General features: G+C 61.4%; 15 protein-coding genes. 12 read left to right on the forward strand and 3 right to left on the reverse strand.

What is annotated here, in order from left to right; translation table 11 throughout:
* Nucleotides 1-10 precede the first annotated feature (10 nt).
* The 3 genes from U873_RS35520 to U873_RS0128270 all read left to right on the forward strand — a co-directional run bounded on the left by U873_RS35520 (nucleotide 11) and on the right by U873_RS0128270 (nucleotide 3,844).
* Entirely contained in the window at nucleotides 11-1,660 is a 1,650-nt protein-coding gene (locus U873_RS35520; protein ID WP_081818723.1) for an AAA family ATPase, read from the forward strand.
* Nucleotides 1,657-2,502, forward strand: coding sequence for a hypothetical protein (locus U873_RS0128265; protein WP_025131441.1), 846 nt, complete (start codon nucleotides 1,657-1,659; stop codon nucleotides 2,500-2,502). The genes U873_RS35520 and U873_RS0128265 overlap by 4 nt, the downstream gene beginning before the upstream one ends.
* Nucleotides 2,503-3,457: 955 nt before the next feature.
* Nucleotides 3,458-3,844 (forward strand): DUF6124 family protein, encoded by a 387-nt coding sequence (locus U873_RS0128270; protein ID WP_025131442.1) that lies wholly within the window; start codon nucleotides 3,458-3,460, stop codon nucleotides 3,842-3,844.
* Between the two features lie 65 nt (nucleotides 3,845-3,909).
* Here the strand turns inward: U873_RS0128270 and U873_RS0128275 are convergent, their stop codons facing one another.
* Entirely contained in the window at nucleotides 3,910-4,539 is a 630-nt protein-coding gene (locus U873_RS0128275) for a helix-turn-helix domain-containing protein (protein ID WP_025131443.1), read from the reverse strand.
* A gap of 166 nt (nucleotides 4,540-4,705) precedes the next feature.
* Between U873_RS0128275 and U873_RS0128280 the strand changes: the two genes are divergently transcribed.
* The 3 genes from U873_RS0128280 to U873_RS0128290 all read left to right on the forward strand — a co-directional run bounded on the left by U873_RS0128280 (nucleotide 4,706) and on the right by U873_RS0128290 (nucleotide 7,404).
* Nucleotides 4,706-5,842 (forward strand): FAD-binding oxidoreductase, encoded by a 1,137-nt coding sequence (locus tag U873_RS0128280; RefSeq protein WP_025131444.1) that lies wholly within the window; start codon nucleotides 4,706-4,708, stop codon nucleotides 5,840-5,842.
* A gap of 26 nt (nucleotides 5,843-5,868) precedes the next feature.
* Nucleotides 5,869-6,246 (forward strand): RidA family protein, encoded by a 378-nt coding sequence (locus tag U873_RS0128285; protein WP_025131445.1) that lies wholly within the window; start codon nucleotides 5,869-5,871, stop codon nucleotides 6,244-6,246.
* A gap of 102 nt (nucleotides 6,247-6,348) precedes the next feature.
* Nucleotides 6,349-7,404, forward strand: a complete 1,056-nt coding sequence (locus tag U873_RS0128290) for a membrane protein (RefSeq protein WP_025131446.1) — start codon at nucleotides 6,349-6,351, stop codon at nucleotides 7,402-7,404.
* 157 nt (nucleotides 7,405-7,561) lie between these two features.
* Here the strand turns inward: U873_RS0128290 and U873_RS0128295 are convergent, their stop codons facing one another.
* On the reverse strand, nucleotides 7,562-8,437 hold the full coding sequence (locus U873_RS0128295) for a LysR family transcriptional regulator (RefSeq protein WP_025131447.1): 876 nt from the start codon (nucleotides 8,435-8,437) through the stop codon (nucleotides 7,562-7,564).
* Nucleotides 8,438-8,588: 151 nt separating this feature from the next.
* Between U873_RS0128295 and U873_RS0128300 the strand changes: the two genes are divergently transcribed.
* The 6 genes from U873_RS0128300 (at nucleotide 8,589) to U873_RS0128325 (ending at nucleotide 15,488) form a co-directional block, all read left to right on the forward strand.
* Entirely contained in the window at nucleotides 8,589-10,040 is a 1,452-nt protein-coding gene (locus tag U873_RS0128300; protein WP_025131448.1) for an aldehyde dehydrogenase family protein, read from the forward strand.
* The gene (locus tag U873_RS0128305) at nucleotides 10,037-11,086 is read left to right on the forward strand and encodes a membrane dipeptidase (protein WP_025131449.1); all 1,050 of its coding nucleotides are present in this window, start codon (nucleotides 10,037-10,039) and stop codon (nucleotides 11,084-11,086) included. The genes U873_RS0128300 and U873_RS0128305 overlap by 4 nt, the downstream gene beginning before the upstream one ends.
* A 122-nt stretch (nucleotides 11,087-11,208) precedes the next feature.
* Nucleotides 11,209-12,768 carry a BCCT family transporter gene (locus U873_RS0128310; RefSeq protein ID WP_025131450.1) on the forward strand — a complete coding sequence of 520 codons (1,560 nt, stop codon included), beginning with the start codon at nucleotides 11,209-11,211 and terminating at the stop codon, nucleotides 12,766-12,768.
* Nucleotides 12,769-14,463, forward strand: coding sequence for a hypothetical protein (locus U873_RS0128315; protein ID WP_025131451.1), 1,695 nt, complete (start codon nucleotides 12,769-12,771; stop codon nucleotides 14,461-14,463).
* Nucleotides 14,444-15,097: a DUF3726 domain-containing protein gene (locus tag U873_RS0128320; protein WP_025131452.1), complete on the forward strand. Its 654-nt coding sequence runs from the start codon at nucleotides 14,444-14,446 to the stop codon at nucleotides 15,095-15,097. Before U873_RS0128315 ends, U873_RS0128320 begins: the two co-directional genes overlap by 20 nt.
* Before the next feature lie 31 nt (nucleotides 15,098-15,128).
* Entirely contained in the window at nucleotides 15,129-15,488 is a 360-nt protein-coding gene (locus tag U873_RS0128325; RefSeq protein ID WP_025131453.1) for a RidA family protein, read from the forward strand.
* A 1-nt stretch (nucleotide 15,489) separates the two neighbouring features.
* On the opposite strand, the gene U873_RS0128330 is transcribed toward U873_RS0128325, so the two are convergent.
* The gene (locus tag U873_RS0128330) at nucleotides 15,490-15,969 is read right to left on the reverse strand and encodes a GNAT family N-acetyltransferase (RefSeq protein WP_025131454.1); all 480 of its coding nucleotides are present in this window, start codon (nucleotides 15,967-15,969) and stop codon (nucleotides 15,490-15,492) included.
* Nucleotides 15,970-16,005 lie beyond the last annotated feature (36 nt).

A 16,005-nucleotide genomic window follows, 5' to 3' on the forward strand; every position in this document is an offset into this window, starting at 1 on the left:
GGGAAGGCTCATGAAAGTCGATAAGCTACATATTCGGTCACGCTTCAAAAACCTGGAAAATGTTCTTGTTGAGTTTGATGAGAACAACTTGATGACTGTTATTGTTGGGCGTAACGGCTCTGGCAAATCCAACGTATTGGAAGCTTTAGTATCGATTTTTCGAAATCTGGACTTGGGCGAAGCTCCACCATTTTCCTATCATCTAGTCTATCGGCTCGGACAACAACCTCACGAGGACAACCCCAGTGATAACTGGTTAGAGGTAACCATTGACGGAGAACCAAATCGGGGCACGCTTGCCAAACAATATGAGGTTAAGGTCATAGATCTTCTAACTCTTGAGTCTTCGAAATTGTTCGGTGAAGCAGTTGGTTTAACCGTTCCATTTTCCAAAGTAAAAAGAGACAAGGATGGTAACGCCCCTTATCTTCCTAAGTATGTTTTTGCTTATTACTCCGGCCCTAGCGATAGGCTTGAAAAATACTTTCATAGACATCGTGCAAATTTTTATAAAAGGTTGCTCGAGAGCAAAGTTGACCTCAAGGGTGATATCCGGCCGTTATTCTATGCCAAACCTAATCATAGTCAGTTTGTATTGCTTGCTTTTTTTCTTACTGACAAAAGTGAAACTCAAAGTAGTTTTCTTCGAGAGCATCTAGGTATCGAAGGGCTAGACAGCATTCATTTTGTTATGAGACGTGCAGCATGGACTCAGTCAGATAAAAAGAAAGAGCTTTTCTGGGGGGCATTTGGTGTCGTAAGAAAATTTCTAGATGCTCTATATCCCCATGTAATAGCTCCGGTAAAAGTTGAGCGAAACGAAGGGATGACCTTAACGGGAAAGGGAAATAAAAATGAGTTTTTTCATTTGTTTTTGCCAAACTTGGATTCATTACGCGAATTTGCTGAAGGGTTGACAGCAGCTGAGCTATTTAAAATGCTGGAAAGCACACTTCTTTCTGAAATAATTTCAGAAGTTAGTATACGCGTCAAAGTTTCTAGTAGTAATGAAGCATTAACTTTTCGTGAGCTTAGCGAAGGTGAGCAGCAATTATTAACGGTGCTAGGCTTGTTAAGATTTACAGGCGGTAAAGATTCATTGTTTTTATTGGATGAGCCCGACACCCACTTAAACCCCTCTTGGGCCATAAAGTACCTCCAATTTTTGCGAGATTTTGTACCCAATCACGAAACCAGTCATTTGCTTATGGTTACACACCACCCGCTAGCAATAGCGGAGCTCAAAAGACAGCAAGTCCAAGTGATGTGGCGGGACGACAATTACAGGGTCCATTCAAGGGAGCCATATGTAGATCCTCGTGGCATTGGATTTATGTCAACTCTAACGGAGATCTTTGGGCTAAATACAACGTTAGACTTAGAGACTCAAAAGCTTGTAGATGATCGTAATGAGCTGGCTCATATTCAATTACGCTCCCCTGAACAAGATGATGCTCTGGCCGTACTTAATGATGAACTTAATCGCTTGGGATTTTCCTTCGAAAACAGGGAGCCACTTTATAATGAGTTTCTTTTGGCTTGGCAGGACTTGCGATATGCTGAAAAACCACCGTTAACGCCTGACAAAGCTGCGAGAAGGCGCGAAGCAATGAAAAAAGTTATTACCGCTCTATTAGAAAAAGAGGTCCTGAGCAAATGATTTATATCAATAGAAATGCTGATATTATTCCTCAGAAAGTTCTTGATGTCGCTTCGCGTGCTCAGATAAAGCTGGAGCAACTACCTATAGAGAAAAGAAAAGATTACATTAAGAGCAAGTCTCACATTTGGCGTGGCTTCGCTAAGCACCTCTCAAAGATGTCGCATGGGAAATGCTGGTACTCCGAGGCAAAGGATGCGGGCGCCAATTTTGACGTAGATCATTTTCGTCCAAAGTCAGAGGCTAAACGCACTGAAGAAATTATGGACGAACACGGCTACGCATGGCTCGCCTTCAGTTGGGAAAATTTCCGCCTTTCAGCCCAGAATTGTAATCGTTTGAATAAAGATGAAGGCAATGAAGTTACCGTAGGCAAGGGAAGTTGGTTTCCTTTACTGGACGGCAGCAGAAAAGCTAGTTGGGACGATCGTTGCATTGATGATGAGTTACCGTTATTACTTGACCCGCTGGTTAGAGGTGATCTGAATTTTATAGATTTTGATGACCGTGGACTTTTCGTTAAGAGTTTATTTTGTGTTGGTTTACCAGCGAGACGTATCAAAGAGTCAGCTATTATTTATGGGCTAAACTTCGAGCGCATGAGGGAAGCTCGATTTGCGGCAATGAAAGAGGCAAAGGAGCTTTATGAAACCATACAGATAAGTGCTGAGGATCTAGATATGCTGGGCGATCAGGCTCCAATGCGAGCAATTGAACGGCAAATTGAGGCACTCAAGGCGAAAACTCGTGCCGATGCAGCATTTAGCCGGGCTGTGCGCGTACAGCTCCAAAAGCTTGGAGCATCAGATATATTCATTGATAGAGCTATGGATGCGGCTTAAATACAGGGATTGAATGCGTGCGGCACCTTAGAGCCCAACCCTTAGATCGCCCCTTCTACAATTACTGACTAGAAGTCCCTCGAGAATTTTAGAAATTAGTTTCAAATAAAGTACGAGTAACAAACACGACTTAATTACAAAGCCCCGAACAGCGGCGCTATTTAGGCATCCTACGCTTCTTTTTTGGGGTGATTTCAATATACAACTCTAAGGTAGGTATAACCTTTTTAAAGGATGACTGCGTCATTGACCGACCTACGGCCAACGAAAGGCCGTTGATGGCCAGTTTTTTTGTCGTAGTCTTCCGTCTCGGATCAATTGCTGCCACCTGTCCTGACTGCCGCACTAAAATTACTGTTAATCATGAATGCGAAGCAATATTTCTGGTTGAATCCAGGCGGCTCGATGGAAACGCTATTTCATGATGTATTCCAATTGGTACTCCAATAAAAATACAAAATTCATATTGACGCTAATAATCAATGACCTAGAAGACCGATTCAGATTACCCCGGCCCACCAAACGAAGCACCAACAAAGCCCGCCTTGTGCGGGCTTTGTTGTTTCTGGCCTTAGCGTTTCGTCACTATCGCCAAGTCCCCCCTCCCCGCACTCATAGACCACGCCTTCCTTCCTCTGGAGCAGCGTTATGTCTCTTTCTATTGTGCGAACTTTCCTAGAAACTCCTAGCCGCTTGCGCCTGGTGTACCCGCTGGCTAGCCTCGATCCGTCACTGCAAATTCAGTGATCGGGTTTAGCAGCTCGATGTGTAACTAGGCGCATGGCGCCCCCATTACGTGGCGCTTTTTTTGGCTCCGCTTTATGGCGGCCGTGCGCAGGGCACCTTCGGGTGCGCCGGGTTCCTAGTACACCGGTCTGCTAACCTGCGAACGGCCGCCACCCTATCGTTTAGCAGCGACGGTGAAGGCTCCTATCTCTGTACTAGGAGTTACACCATGAAAAAGCTCGTCCCCGATCCTCCCCACACTGCAACCCATCGCGGCAGAAACCCCGAGCACGATCTGGCCAATCAGCAGATCCGGCAAAAACTGTCACTTCACCCTGCCGATGCCTCTCTGATCCAGTCGCTGAACAAAACCATCAGTACCCCGGTGAGTCGCGATTCCTTGTTCTCGGTACGCGGCGGCATCAACGCCGAAGAAGCCCTGCTCCACGTCTCCCTGCTGCTGAAAAGCGCCGAAGAGGTTTCCGATGAAATCACCGAACGCGGCAGCGGCATCGAGCGCGGTCTGATCTGGTCCCTGGTGCACTCGGTGGAGATGGCCCGGGCCGTGGTGGATGCCTTACTCGATGGCAGTCGCCACAGGCCATCGCTGAAGTAGAACGCCCCACGAAAGCACCGAGCGGCAGTTGGACCTGTCGCGCAGTTGCTGGATGATGAGGGGCTTCAGCGCTCCGACATCACCACCATCACCTCCGCATCCTCCTCCCCTTCCGCCAGGTAGATATGGCCGACGCTGCTGTTGAAGTAGGCGGTCTCCTGCGGGCCAATGCTCACCGCTTCCCCGGTCTCGAACTGAATCCGCACCCGCCCCGACAGCACCAGGGCGAATTCCTGCCCGGGGTGGCGGATGTAGTCCTCGAACTGCTGCAACTCGCGGGCGAAGATCCGCGCATACATGGGGGTCATGCTGCGCCCGGGAAAGTCGCCGGCCATGGGATGGTAGTCGTAGTTGCCGGTGCTGTAGCCGGGGGCGTCGGCGATGGTGGTGCTGACCACGGTCGGTTGCACCTGGGCGCTGCGGGTCTGGGTCAGGTTCGGCGCCGGGGTGAACAGTTGGGCAATGTCGATGCCCAGGGCGCGGGCCGCGGCGGCGAGTTTTTCGTAGCTGACCGAGACCTGGGCCAACTCCATTTTCGACAGGGTCGACAACGCGACGCCGGAGCGTTCCGAGAGCTGTTTGAGTGTCAGCTTCTGGGTTTTGCGGATACTCCGCAGGCGGGCGCCGACCTGGGTCCGGTCGATCAGTGGATGGGCGTGGGAGCTCGAGGCGGGCTGGGCTCGGTCGGAACTCATTGGGGCTCTCTGTCAGGCAAATAAGGGTAACCGCGACGCTGGCCGGGGCACGTGGCGAAATATTAACCCAGGACCCCGGGTTGACTGGAAAATTCTCATATCTTACATTTCTCGTATGTGAGAATTTTAATCCCCTGTCATTTTCCAGCGATTCAGGAACCCCGGCATGCACGCGAACCAATGCTTCGACTTCGTCATTATCGGCGCCGGTATTGCCGGTGCTTCCCTGGCCTACCGCTTGGCCGGGCAGGCCAGCGTGCTGGTGCTGGAACGTGAATCGCAGCCGGGCTATCACTCCACCGGGCGCTCTGCGGCGATGTTCATGGAGGCCTACGGCACTCCGCAGATCCAGGCCCTGACTCGCGCCAGCCGGACTTTCTACCAGCGGCCGCCGCAGGGTTTCTGCGAACACCCGCTGATGGAACCTCGCGGCTGCCTGTACGTCGCCAGCGAGGAACAGCTGGACCAGTTGCAGCAGACCTACGACGAAACCCGCGCCCGCTCCGCCAACGTGCGCCTGATCACGGCCGAGCAGGCCCGGGCCCTGGTGCCCTGCCTGCGCCCCGATGCCGTCGCCGGGGCGATGCTGGAAACCGCCGCCCAGGACCTGGACGTGCACGCCCTGCACCAGGGCTTCCTGCGGGCCATGCGCCGGGCAGGGGGGCAGCTGGAGTGCGACACGCACATCGTCGAAGCCAGCCGCGAAGACCGCCACTGGAACCTCAGGCTCAGCGATGGCCGTTCCCTGCAGGCGCGCAATCTGGTGAACGCTGCCGGTGCCTGGGTCGATGAGGTGGCCCAGCTGTGCGGCGTGGCCCCCATCGGCCTGCAAACCTGCCGGCGCAGCGCCTTCACCTTCGACGGCCCGCCGGATGAGGATTTCAGCCGCTGGCCGGCGGTGATCGGTATCGACGAAAGCTTCTATTTCAAGCCCGACGCCGGCCAGTTGCTCGGCTCCCCGGCCAATGCCGACCCGGTGCCGCCCCAGGACGTGATGCCCGAAGAGCTGGACATCGCCACTGGCATCTACCACATCGAGAACGTCACCTCCCTGAGCATCCGCCGCCCGCGCCACAGCTGGGCCGGCCTGCGCTCCTTCGTCGCCGACGGCGATCTGGTGGTGGGCTGGGATGACAACTGCGAAGGCTTTTTCTGGCTCGCCGCCCAGGGCGGCTACGGCATCCAGTCGGCGGCCGGCGTCTCGCAACTGGCCTGCGCCCTGCTGCTGGGCCACCCGGTCCCCGAAGAACTGCTGAGCCAGGGCGTCGATGCCCAGGCCCTGGCCCCCACTCGCTTGCGTTAACCCACCCAGCCCACGAGGCCCTTGCCATGTCCACTGATATCCAGCGTTACCCCAGTCACCTGCCCTACCCCTTCTCCCGGGCGATCCGCGTTGGCGGCTTTCTGTTCCTCTCCGGCCAGGTGCCCATGAGCGCCGAAGGCGAAGTGGTGCACGGCGACATCCGCGTGCAGACCGAAGCCGCCATGGCGCGCATCGGCGAGACCCTGGCCGCGTGCGGCGCCAGCTTCGACCAGGTGGTGAAGAGCACCGTCTGGCTCACCGACATGCAGCACTTCGCCGGCTTCAACGAGGTTTACCAGCGCCACTTCAAGAACGGTTTCCCGGTGCGCTCCACCGTCAGCGCCCAGCTGGCGCTGGGGGTCGATGTCGAGATCGAAGTCCAGGCCTGGGTCGGCGAAAACTGAGTCACCCGCCCCAGCCCTCAAGTGCGATGCCCAGGACCGCCACGCCAATAGATGACGCGGCCGTCCACCCCACATAACAACAACAAATCGAGGCTAATCGTCATGAAAGAAAGTCTGAAGATCGCCGGCGCCTTCGTCGGTGTGATTGTCGGCGCGGGGTTCGCCTCCGGTCGTGAATTGCTGTTGATGTTCGTCGACTTCGGCGTCTGGGGCCTGGCGGGCGCGGTGGTCAGCGCGGCGCTGTTCACCTTCCTCGGCATGGCCTTGGCCAGCATGGGCAGCCGCCTGCGGGCGGCATCGCACAAGGGCGTGGTGCAAGCCCTGTGCGGCAAGCACCTGGGGGCCCTGGTGGACCTGATGATCACCTTCTTCATGTTCGCCGTGACCGTGGTGATGCTGGCCGGCGGCGGCGCCCTGCTGGAGCAGCAGTTCGGCATTCCGGCCATTGCCGGCAGCGTGCTGGTGACCCTGATCGTGGTGGCCATCGTGTGCCTGGACGTGCACAAGGTCATCGGCATGATCGGCGCAGTGACGCCCTTCCTGATCGTCACCGCCGTGGGCGTGGCCCTGTATGGTGCCGCCACCCGCGACCTGAGCTTCGGTGAACTCAATCAACTGGCGGCCAAGCAAGAAGCCGGCGCCAGCCACTGGCTGCTGGGCGCCTTACTCTATGTGTCCTACAACATCGTGGCCGGGGTGCCGATCCTGGCGATCATGGGCGGCGCAGCCAAGGGCGAGAAACAGGCAATGTGGGGCGGCATTTTCGGCGGCGCACTGCTGGGCCTGCTGATGCTGGTGATGAGCCTGGGCCTGCTGTCGCGCCTGGACAGCGTGGCGGACCTGCCGATGCCCATGCTGTCGATCGCCAGCGAAGTCTCCCCGGCGCTTGGATTGCTGATGGCGCTGATCATCTTCTGCATGATCCTCAACACCGCCGTGGGCACCTTGTACTCCTTCTCCGCGCGGCTGTTTCCGGCCGGCACCCGACAGTTCCGCCTCGGCTCCATCGCCGCCGGCGCCCTGGCGTTTGTCGGCAGCCTGGTGGGCTTTATCAGTTTGGTAGGACAGGTGTATCCGTTCTTCGGCTACCTGGGGTTCCTGCTGATTGCTGCGGTGGTGATTGGCTGGCTGCGGCCACGGCGGGTGGTGGTGGCGTAGGCACCCGGGATGTATCCACGGTGCCTTGAGTTCAACCCGGCGTTGTAGGAGCGAGCTTGCTCGCGAAACTCCCGAGAGCGCCGCGTTCCCTCAGCGAACCGGCGTTATCGTTGACGTCCATCGCGAGCAAGCTCGCTCCTACAAGGTGGCGCCCGGTTCAGGCAAACCGACTGCCCTTGAGCGCCTTGAGGAAGGTGTAGGACGCATGGTTGAGGGTCTCTCGCGGGGCGGTGATCACGCTCACCGAGCGCACGATGCGCTGGTCTTCCAGGCGCAGGAAGTTCAGTTGGTCCCCCGCCGCCGAGCGGCTCAGCAGTTCCGGTAGCAAGGTCACGCCCATGCCCTGGGCCACCAGGGCCAGCAACGAGGTGGTGTTTCTGACGCTGAGGGTTGAATGGTCGCGGATGTGCCGGAACTCGGCGGCGTTGATCTCGGCCCCCAGGCCGCTGTTGATGAAGTGCTGCCCGTCCAGGTCGCTCCAGCGCAGCGGGCGCGCCAGGCGGTTGAGGGGATTGTCGCTGGCGCAGACCACGCAGAAGGCGTCGGAGAACAGGAAGTCCTGGTCGATGTTGGGGATGCTCGCCGGCACGGTGCCGATGCCGATGTCCACCTCGCCGCTGAGCACGGCCTGTACCACTCGCTCGGAATCCATGTCGCGGATATCCAGGTGGAACTGCGGGTGCTGTTCATGGAATTGCTTGAGCAGCGGCGGCAGCAGGGTGATGGCGAAGGATGGCACCGCCGCCACCCGTACCAGGCCGGTCTCGGCCTTGGCGTAGGTCTTGATGGTGCTGATGGTGCGGTCGAAATGCGCCAGTTCGCGCTGGGCTTCCAGCAGCACGAAACGCCCCAGGGGGCTGAGCTGGTTCTTGCGTTCGCCTTCGAACAGCGCGCCCCCCAGTTCTTCTTCCAGCTGCTTGAGCGACAGCGACACCGCCGCCGGTGTGCGGTGCAGGCGCTGGGCGGCCTGGGTCAGGCTCTGGCTGGTGGCAACCGCGACGAAAAACTGCAGGTTGGAGATCTTGATGCTCATGGCGGCGCGTCCTGCTGGCAAAGGCAAAGCTTAAATTTTACTTAAACAAGCTTAAAAATTATTAGATTTACTTAACACAAGGCCGACTCATAATCCTCCCAGAACCGCACAAAGGCAACGCCCCGCCTGGCGTGCCGCCCTGGAGGATTTCATGAGCGACAACCATCACAACTACATCGCCGGCCAATGGCTCAAGGGCGCCAGCGAGATCGAGAATCGCAACCCGTCCGACACCCGCGACCTGATCGGCCTCTACGCCCAGGCCTCCCGGGCGCAGTTGGACAGTGCCATTGCCGCCGCCGGCGAGGCCCAGCGCATCTGGGCCCGCAGCGGCATCGAGCAGCGCTACAAGGTGCTGATGGCCATCGGTCAGGAGCTGATGCAACGCTCCGCGGACATCGGCAAGACCCTGTCCCGGGAAGAAGGCAAGCCCATGGCCGAGGGCGCCGGCGAGGTGTACCGCGCTGGACAGTTTTTTACCTACTACGCTGCGGAAACCCTGCGCCAGCTGGGCCAGACCGCCGACTCGGTGCGCGACGGCATCGAGATCGATATCCGCCGCGAGCCCATCGGTGTGGTGGCGGTCATCTCGCCATGGAACTTCCCCATGGCCACCGCCTGCTGGAAGATCGCGCCGGCCTTGGCCTTCGGCAACGCCGTGGTGTGGAAACCGGCCAACCTGACCCCGGCCAGCGCGGTGATTCTCAGCGAAATCATCGCCCGCCAGGACCTGCCCAAGGGCCTGTTCAACCTGGTGATGGGCGCCGGTTCCGAGATCGGCCAGGCGCTGATCGAGCACCCGGGCATCAGCGCCATTTCCTTCACCGGCTCGGTGGACGTGGGCAAGGGCATCGCCGCCTCGGCCGCCGCCAACCTGACCAAGGTACAGCTGGAGATGGGCTCGAAAAACGCCCTGGCGGTGATGGACGACGCCGACCTCGACCTGGCGGTGAGCTGTGCGGTGAATGGCGCCTTTGGCGGCACCGGGCAGAAGTGCACCGCCTCCTCGCGGCTGATCGTGCATGAAGGCATCCACGATGCCTTAGTGGAAAAACTGCTGGCGGCGACCCAGGCGCTGAAGGTTGGCCACGCCCTGGAAGCCGGCACCCAGATCGGCCCGGTGGCCAGCGCCGCGCAACTGGAGGCCAACCTGGCGAACCTGCAACTGGGCCAGCAGGAAGGCGCTGAACTGCTCACCGGCGGCCAGCGCCTGGAGCTGCAAACCCCGGGCTACTACCAGGCACCGGCGCTGTTCATTGGCGGCAGCAATGCCATGCGCATCAACCGCGAAGAGCTGTTCGCACCCATCGCCTGCGTGATCAAGGCCGGCAGCTACGAAGAGGCCCTGAGCCTGGTCAACGACACCCGCTTCGGCCTTACCGCCGGCATCATGACCCGCTCCCTGGCCCGCGCCAGCCACTTCCGCCGCAACGCCCGGGTCGGCTGCGTGATGGTCAACCTGCCCACCGCCGGCACCGACTACCACGTGCCCTTCGGCGGTCGTGGCGACTCCAGCTACGGCCCGCGCGAGCAAGGACGCTCGGCGGTAGAGTTCTACACCCATGTGAAGACCGGCTACATCGCCGCCGGGGCACCGCTATGAGCCTGCCCCAGACCTTCGCCGGCCGCGGCCCGCGCATCGACGCCATGCAGTACGACAACTGGTCGGAAAAGGTCTTCCAGCAGATGCGCGAAGGCGGCGTCGATGCGGTGCACGTGACCATCGCCTACCACGAGACCTTCCGCGAAATGGTGGCCAATATCGAAGCCTGGAACCGCAGGTTCCAGCGCTACTCGCACCTGATCCTGCACGGCAAGTGGGCCAGCGATATCGCCCTGGCGCGGCAGACCGGGCGCACCGCGATCTTCTTCGGTTTCCAGAACCCCTCGCCCATCGAGGACGACATCGGCCTGGTGGAAGTGGTGCACAGCCTCGGCGCGCGCTTCATGCAGCTGACCTACAACAACCAGTCGCTGCTGGCCACCGGTTGCTATGAACAGGAAGACCCGGGGCTGACCCGCATGGGCAAGCAGGTGGTGCGGGAGATGAACCGGGTCGGCCTGGTGGTGGACATGTCCCACTCCGCCGAGCGCTCGACCCTGGAGGCCATCGAGCACTCCGAACGCCCGATCGCCATCACCCACGCCAACCCGGCGTTCTGGCACGCGGCGCTGCGCAACAAATCGAACACCGTGCTCAAGGCCCTGGGCCAGAGCGGCGGCATGTTCGGTTTCTCGCTGTACCCGCACCACCTCAAGGACAAGAGCGCCTGCAGCGTGCAGAGCTTCTGCGACATGATCGCGCGCACCGCCGAGCTGATGGGCGTCGAGCACCTGGGCCTGGGGTCCGACCTGTGCCAGGACCAGCCCAACAGCGTGGTGGACTGGATGCGCGTCGGCCGCTGGACCCTGGACGTCGACTACGGCGAAGGCTCCAAGGCGCAGCCGGGCTTCCCCGACCAACCGACCTGGTTCCGCGACAACCGCGACTTCCACAACATCGAGTCGGGCCTGCACAGCGTGGGTTTCAGCGCCCAGGAAGTCGGCGCCATCATGGGCGGCAACTGGCTGCGCTTCTTCGAGAACAACTTCATCCCGGCCAAGGCCCAGGCAGGTGCCGCCGTCCACCCTCACGAGATCGCGGTCTGAGGCCCCCGACTGTTTCCTGATTGTCCTGACGTCCGGCCTGAACAGGGTCATCGCCATGCACTAACAACAACAAATGCGCCCATAACAATTATTAGCGATCGACAACGCAACACGGAGGCACCATGGAAATTCCAGGCGAAATCAAAGCGGGGATCGACACCCGCTCGCTGCACAGCCGCGCCGATGGAACCCTCGACTGGTCGATTTTCTGGATCAGCGGAGGTTTCTTCCTGCTGTTCCTGGTCATTGCCCTGATAGACCTGAACACCCTTTCCAGCCTGATCGGCCACGCCTTCACCTGGAGCACCCACTACTTCGGGCTGTACTGGCAGGTGCTGATGCTGGCGACCTTCGGCGCCAGCCTGTACATCGGCTTCACCCGCCTGGGCCGGGTACGCCTGGGCGGCGTCGGGTCCAAGCCCAGCATCAGCACCTTCAACTGGGTGTCGATGATCATGTGCGCCCTGCTGGCCGGAGGCGGCGCCTTCTGGGCCGCCGCCGAACCGATGATGCATTTCATCGCCCCACCGCCGTACTTCGGCGCCGTAGCCAAGACCGACGCCGCCGGCGTGGCGGCGCTGTCCCAGTCGTTCCTGCACTGGGGCTTCATGGCCTGGGCAGTGCTCGGCAGCCTGCTGACCGTGGTCTACATGTACCTGCACCACGAAAAGAACCTGCCGCTGATGCCGCGCACCCTGCTCTATCCGCTGCTGGGCGAGCGCGCCCTCAAGGGCCCGATCGCGGTGTTCGCCGATGCCTCGGCGATCATCGCGGTGGTGGCCGGCACCATTGGCCCGGTGGGCTTTCTCGGCCTGCAGATTGCCTTTGTCCTGCACTCGGTGTGGGGCGTGCCCAACACCATCATGGTCCAGGCCATGGTGATTCTCTCGGTGACGGTGATCTACACCCTGTCCTGCGTGGTGGGCCTGGGCGGCCTGCGCCTGGTGAGCAAGGTCCACGTATGGCTGATGCTGGGCCTGGCGGCGTTCCTGTTCATCTTCGGCCCCACCCTGTTCCTCAGCGAAACCCTGGCCCAGAGCCTGGCGGTGCACGTCACCAGCTTCTTCCAGACCGCCCTGTACCGCGACGACAACGCCTGGCTCAACAGCTGGACCCTGTTCTACTGGGGCTGGTTCATCGGCTACGCGCCGATGATGGGCATCTACGTGGCCAAAGTCTCCCGCGGGCGCAGCATCCGCGAAGTGATCACCCTGATGTCGGTGGCCGCACCGCTGATCACCATGCTCTGGTTCACCCTGGTGGGCGGCACCGGGATCGGTATCGAATTGCAGTCGCCGGGCAGTGTGATCAGCCACGGCGTGCAGCCTGAAGCGCTGCTGCTCGGGGTGGCCCAGTCGATGCCGCTGCCCAACCTGATTTCGGCGCTGTTCCTGTTCCTCAGCTTCTTTTCGGTGGTCACCAGCGCCGGCTCCATGTCCTACACCGTGGCCATGGCCATCAGCAGCAACCACGACGAATCCCCGGCCTGGCTGCGGGTGTTCTGGGGTGCCGGCATGGGCCTGGTGGGGGCGACCCTGATCACCCTCGGTGAGGGCGGCATCAGTGCCTTGCAGTCGTTTATCGTGATCACGGCGGTGCCGGTGTCGCTGCTGATCCTCCCGGCCGTCTGGGACGCGATCCGCATCGCCCGGCAAATGGCCCGCGAACAGGGGGTGCTCTGAATGAACCTGCGACCACCCGCCAGCGTGATGAAGGCGGCGCGCCTGGGGGCCTTCCACCAGTCCCGGCTGTCGTTCATGCGCCAATTGCTGCGCCGCCTCAAGGCGGAAAACTGGCAGTTCCAGCGCCCGCTGTGGACCCTCGACAGCCAGGGCGTGGGCCGCGCGGTGTACACCGCCACCGGCCCCGAGCGCAGCTACAGCCTGGTGGCCTTCGCCCATGACCTGGACCCGGCACTGCGCTCGGACCGGGTGATTGCCACCGCCTGGGACGCCACCTTCGCCCTGTTCGACGGCATCCCCGATGCCGCCGACCTGGACCGCCTGGAGGCCAATGTGCCGAAGCAGGAAGCCGGGCGCATTTCCTCCCGCGAGCTGTGCATGGCCCGGGCCAACCGCTCGGTGCGGCTGTTCGAACATGTGATCGAGGCCCTGGCCGCCGGCCACCAGCCGCAGCGCGAATTCATCGACGAAGTCGGCTACCTGATGCGCACCACCGCGGTCTACGGCAGCGGCAAGTTCGGCGCCGCCGACCGCGAAAGCATTGCCGATCGCGCCGAACTGGCGGCGCCCTTCCAGGCGGAAATGCTCACCGTGTTCCTGATCCGCGCCTTCACCCTAGACCTGGTGGAACACCTGGCCCAGGCCCGGGCGCCCCAGCAGGCGGTGACCCTGGAGCCGGAGTTGCGCCGGCGCCTGGGCATCGGCAACTCCACGGGCCTGGGCATGGCGCCGTTCCTGCTCAACCATCCGGTGCTGCTGAACAACTGGGTGCAGGCCCGGGAAACGGCTCTGCAACGGGTGCGCGCCGTGCGCCAGCCAACGGCCGGAGAACGTCAGCTGTTCGTCGAGTTCCTCGCCCGGGCCCAGGCCGGCATCGGCCACTGGCATTCCGAACACGAACTGCAACACGGCCGCATCCTGCAACTGCAAGGCGACCTGCAACGCCTGCAGCAACGCATCGCCAGCGGCGTCCTGGAACAGGACTCCCCCTGGGACCAACTCTATCGCTGGGCCGAGGGCGCGCTGTCGCTGGAAGCCCAGGAGTGCCTGGTGTCGCTGCTGCTGGAACCCTACGGGCACCTGGTGGATGAGCTGGGCGCCGGCATGCAGGCCGATGAGCAAGCCAGCTTCAGCCTCGACGGCAGCATGAGCATCGGCCGCCTGCGGCAGATACTCGACGAACACTATGCCTGGGTCGCGGCCATCGACTTTTCCAGCGAAGCCAGCCGGGCGCTGTTCTGGTACGTCTCCGAGGAAAAACTCGAACCGCGGATCGGCCAGCGCTTTGCCGAGCCCGGGCAGGACCTGGAACAGCCCCTGGCAGTGGCCCGGGACATCGCCCAGTTGCAGGCCGCCCTGCCGGGCTGGAGCGACTCGCAAAGCGTCGCCAGCTTCCTCCTGCGGCATCCGGAACACCGCCACAGCCTGCGCCGGGTGCAACTGGCGCCAGCGTTCCCCTACGCCGACATCCAGGACAACCTGATCGACCAGGCGCTGCTGCCCATCGACCTGCTGCGCTGCAAGCTGTCGTTCTTCGGCGCCACCCACTTCGACCCGCGCTCGGATCGCTGGGTGCGCATCACCCTCTACCAGAACGCGCCCTTCCCCCATGAACTGGGGCGGGTGGCGGCAGACGACTGGTCCTACCCCAACCTCGACAGCCAGGAGCAGCGCCGTGCATGCCTCGTTGAATGAAATCGAAAGCCTGTGCAAGAAAGCCGCCCGCGGTGCCGGGCTGTCCTGGGGCCTGGCGGAGGAAGCCGGCAAGGCCGCGCGCTGGCTCTCGGCCCACGGCCTCGACGGCCCGGGGCTGCTGGCCACGCAGTTGCAGCAGAATGACGGCTGTGCCTACCAGCAACTGGCCCCCGATGTCAGCGCCGAGCCCTGGCAGGTGCCAGGGCATGCCCTGTGCCCGCTGATCGCCGGGGCGACCCTGAGCGATCACGCCCACCTGCTGCGCAGCAACGGTCGCATCGAGCTCCGGCAGGTGGCGCACCCGCAATTGCTGCTGCCCTTTGCCAGCGCCACCGCGCGCCAGCTCGGCCTGTGGCTGGAACTGTCCTGGGACGGCTGCAGCCTGAAGTTTTCCCCCACGGGCGAAGCCTGGCTGATGCACCCGCAGAACCTTGGCGCCGCCACCGCCGCCCGGGTGCGCTGCGCCTGTGTGGCTCCTGCTGGCGCCCTCGGCAAGCCTCTGGCGGGCAGCATTCCGGACCTGGGCGACAGCCCCCAGCACGACCTCGACCACCTCGCCGCCCGCACCTACGTGCCGGCCTCCGACGCCTCGCGCCTGCTGGGCGCCGGTGCCGGCCTGAGCGACAACAACTGACCTTTCCACCCTTGAACCCATGGACCTCGACATGACCTCACCCATCCAGCGAATCGGCACCACACCACGCTTCAGCGAAGCCGTGATCCACAACCAGACCGTCTACCTGGCCGGCCAGGTTTCGCAATTGATCGAAGGGGATATCCGCGCCCAGACCCAGGACGTGCTGCAACAGATCGACGCCGTGCTGGCCAGGGCCGGCACCGACAAGGGCCACCTGCTCAGCGCGCAGATCTGGCTCAAGGACATGGCCGATTACCCGGCCATGAATCAGCTCTGGGATGCCTGGCTGGAAGGCGTCCAGGCACCGGTGCGGGCCTGCGTGCAGGCGCCGATGGCCAAGCCCCACTACCGCATCGAAGTGTTGGTGATTGCGGCGCAAAAGGCCTGAATCAGGCCGACCCTGGCCCGGTCGCTGCGGCCACCAGGGTCCGCTCCATGATCAGCGTCAGCTCCTCGCCTTCGTAGTGCTCGCGTACCCGGACAAAGCCCAGGCGCGCATAAAAGCCTTCGGCGGTGACCGACGAGGGCACCACCAGCGAGGTCAAGCCCGAATCCAGCGCCGCCTGCTCGACCGCCGCCATCAGTTGTCGGCCCAGGCCATGGCCGTGGTGCGCCGGGTCGACAAACACCGAACGCACCGCACGTCCATCGAGGCTGGCGGTGCCCAGCAATTCCCCGCCCACCAGGACGACGAACATCTGCCGGCGCTGCATCAGCTGGCGCACGGCATCCGCGGTGAAACTGGCCTTGACCCGCTCGATCACACTGGCGGGGTAATCCTGGGCATTGCTGGTGAGCAGGGCCGCCAGGATCACCTGGCTGACCCGTGCAGCATCGGCCGCTACGGCCGGACGAACCTGACACTCCATGACCACTCCCTGGTTTTCGCGCTGATGACAGTGGCC

Source organism: Pseudomonas sp. PH1b, assembly GCF_000633395.1.
Lineage (GTDB): Bacteria > Pseudomonadota > Gammaproteobacteria > Pseudomonadales > Pseudomonadaceae > Aquipseudomonas.

Bases quoted from the DNA above. Each gene is read 5' to 3' on its own strand.
- U873_RS35520 (WP_081818723.1), top strand. From the start codon at position 11: ATGAAAGTCGATAAGCTACATATTCGGTCACGCTTCAAAAACCTGGAA.
- U873_RS0128265 (WP_025131441.1), top strand. From the start codon at position 1,657: ATGATTTATATCAATAGAAATGCTGATATTATTCCTCAGAAAGTTCTT.
- U873_RS0128270 (WP_025131442.1), top strand. From the start codon at position 3,458: ATGAAAAAGCTCGTCCCCGATCCTCCCCACACTGCAACCCATCGCGGC.
- U873_RS0128275 (WP_025131443.1), bottom strand. From the start codon at position 4,539: ATGAGTTCCGACCGAGCCCAGCCCGCCTCGAGCTCCCACGCCCATCCA.
- U873_RS0128280 (WP_025131444.1), top strand. From the start codon at position 4,706: ATGCACGCGAACCAATGCTTCGACTTCGTCATTATCGGCGCCGGTATT.
- U873_RS0128285 (WP_025131445.1), top strand. From the start codon at position 5,869: ATGTCCACTGATATCCAGCGTTACCCCAGTCACCTGCCCTACCCCTTC.
- U873_RS0128290 (WP_025131446.1), top strand. From the start codon at position 6,349: ATGAAAGAAAGTCTGAAGATCGCCGGCGCCTTCGTCGGTGTGATTGTC.
- U873_RS0128295 (WP_025131447.1), bottom strand. From the start codon at position 8,437: ATGAGCATCAAGATCTCCAACCTGCAGTTTTTCGTCGCGGTTGCCACC.
- U873_RS0128300 (WP_025131448.1), top strand. From the start codon at position 8,589: ATGAGCGACAACCATCACAACTACATCGCCGGCCAATGGCTCAAGGGC.
- U873_RS0128305 (WP_025131449.1), top strand. From the start codon at position 10,037: ATGAGCCTGCCCCAGACCTTCGCCGGCCGCGGCCCGCGCATCGACGCC.
- U873_RS0128310 (WP_025131450.1), top strand. From the start codon at position 11,209: ATGGAAATTCCAGGCGAAATCAAAGCGGGGATCGACACCCGCTCGCTG.
- U873_RS0128315 (WP_025131451.1), top strand. From the start codon at position 12,769: ATGAACCTGCGACCACCCGCCAGCGTGATGAAGGCGGCGCGCCTGGGG.
- U873_RS0128325 (WP_025131453.1), top strand. From the start codon at position 15,129: ATGACCTCACCCATCCAGCGAATCGGCACCACACCACGCTTCAGCGAA.
- U873_RS0128330 (WP_025131454.1), bottom strand. From the start codon at position 15,969: ATGGAGTGTCAGGTTCGTCCGGCCGTAGCGGCCGATGCTGCACGGGTC.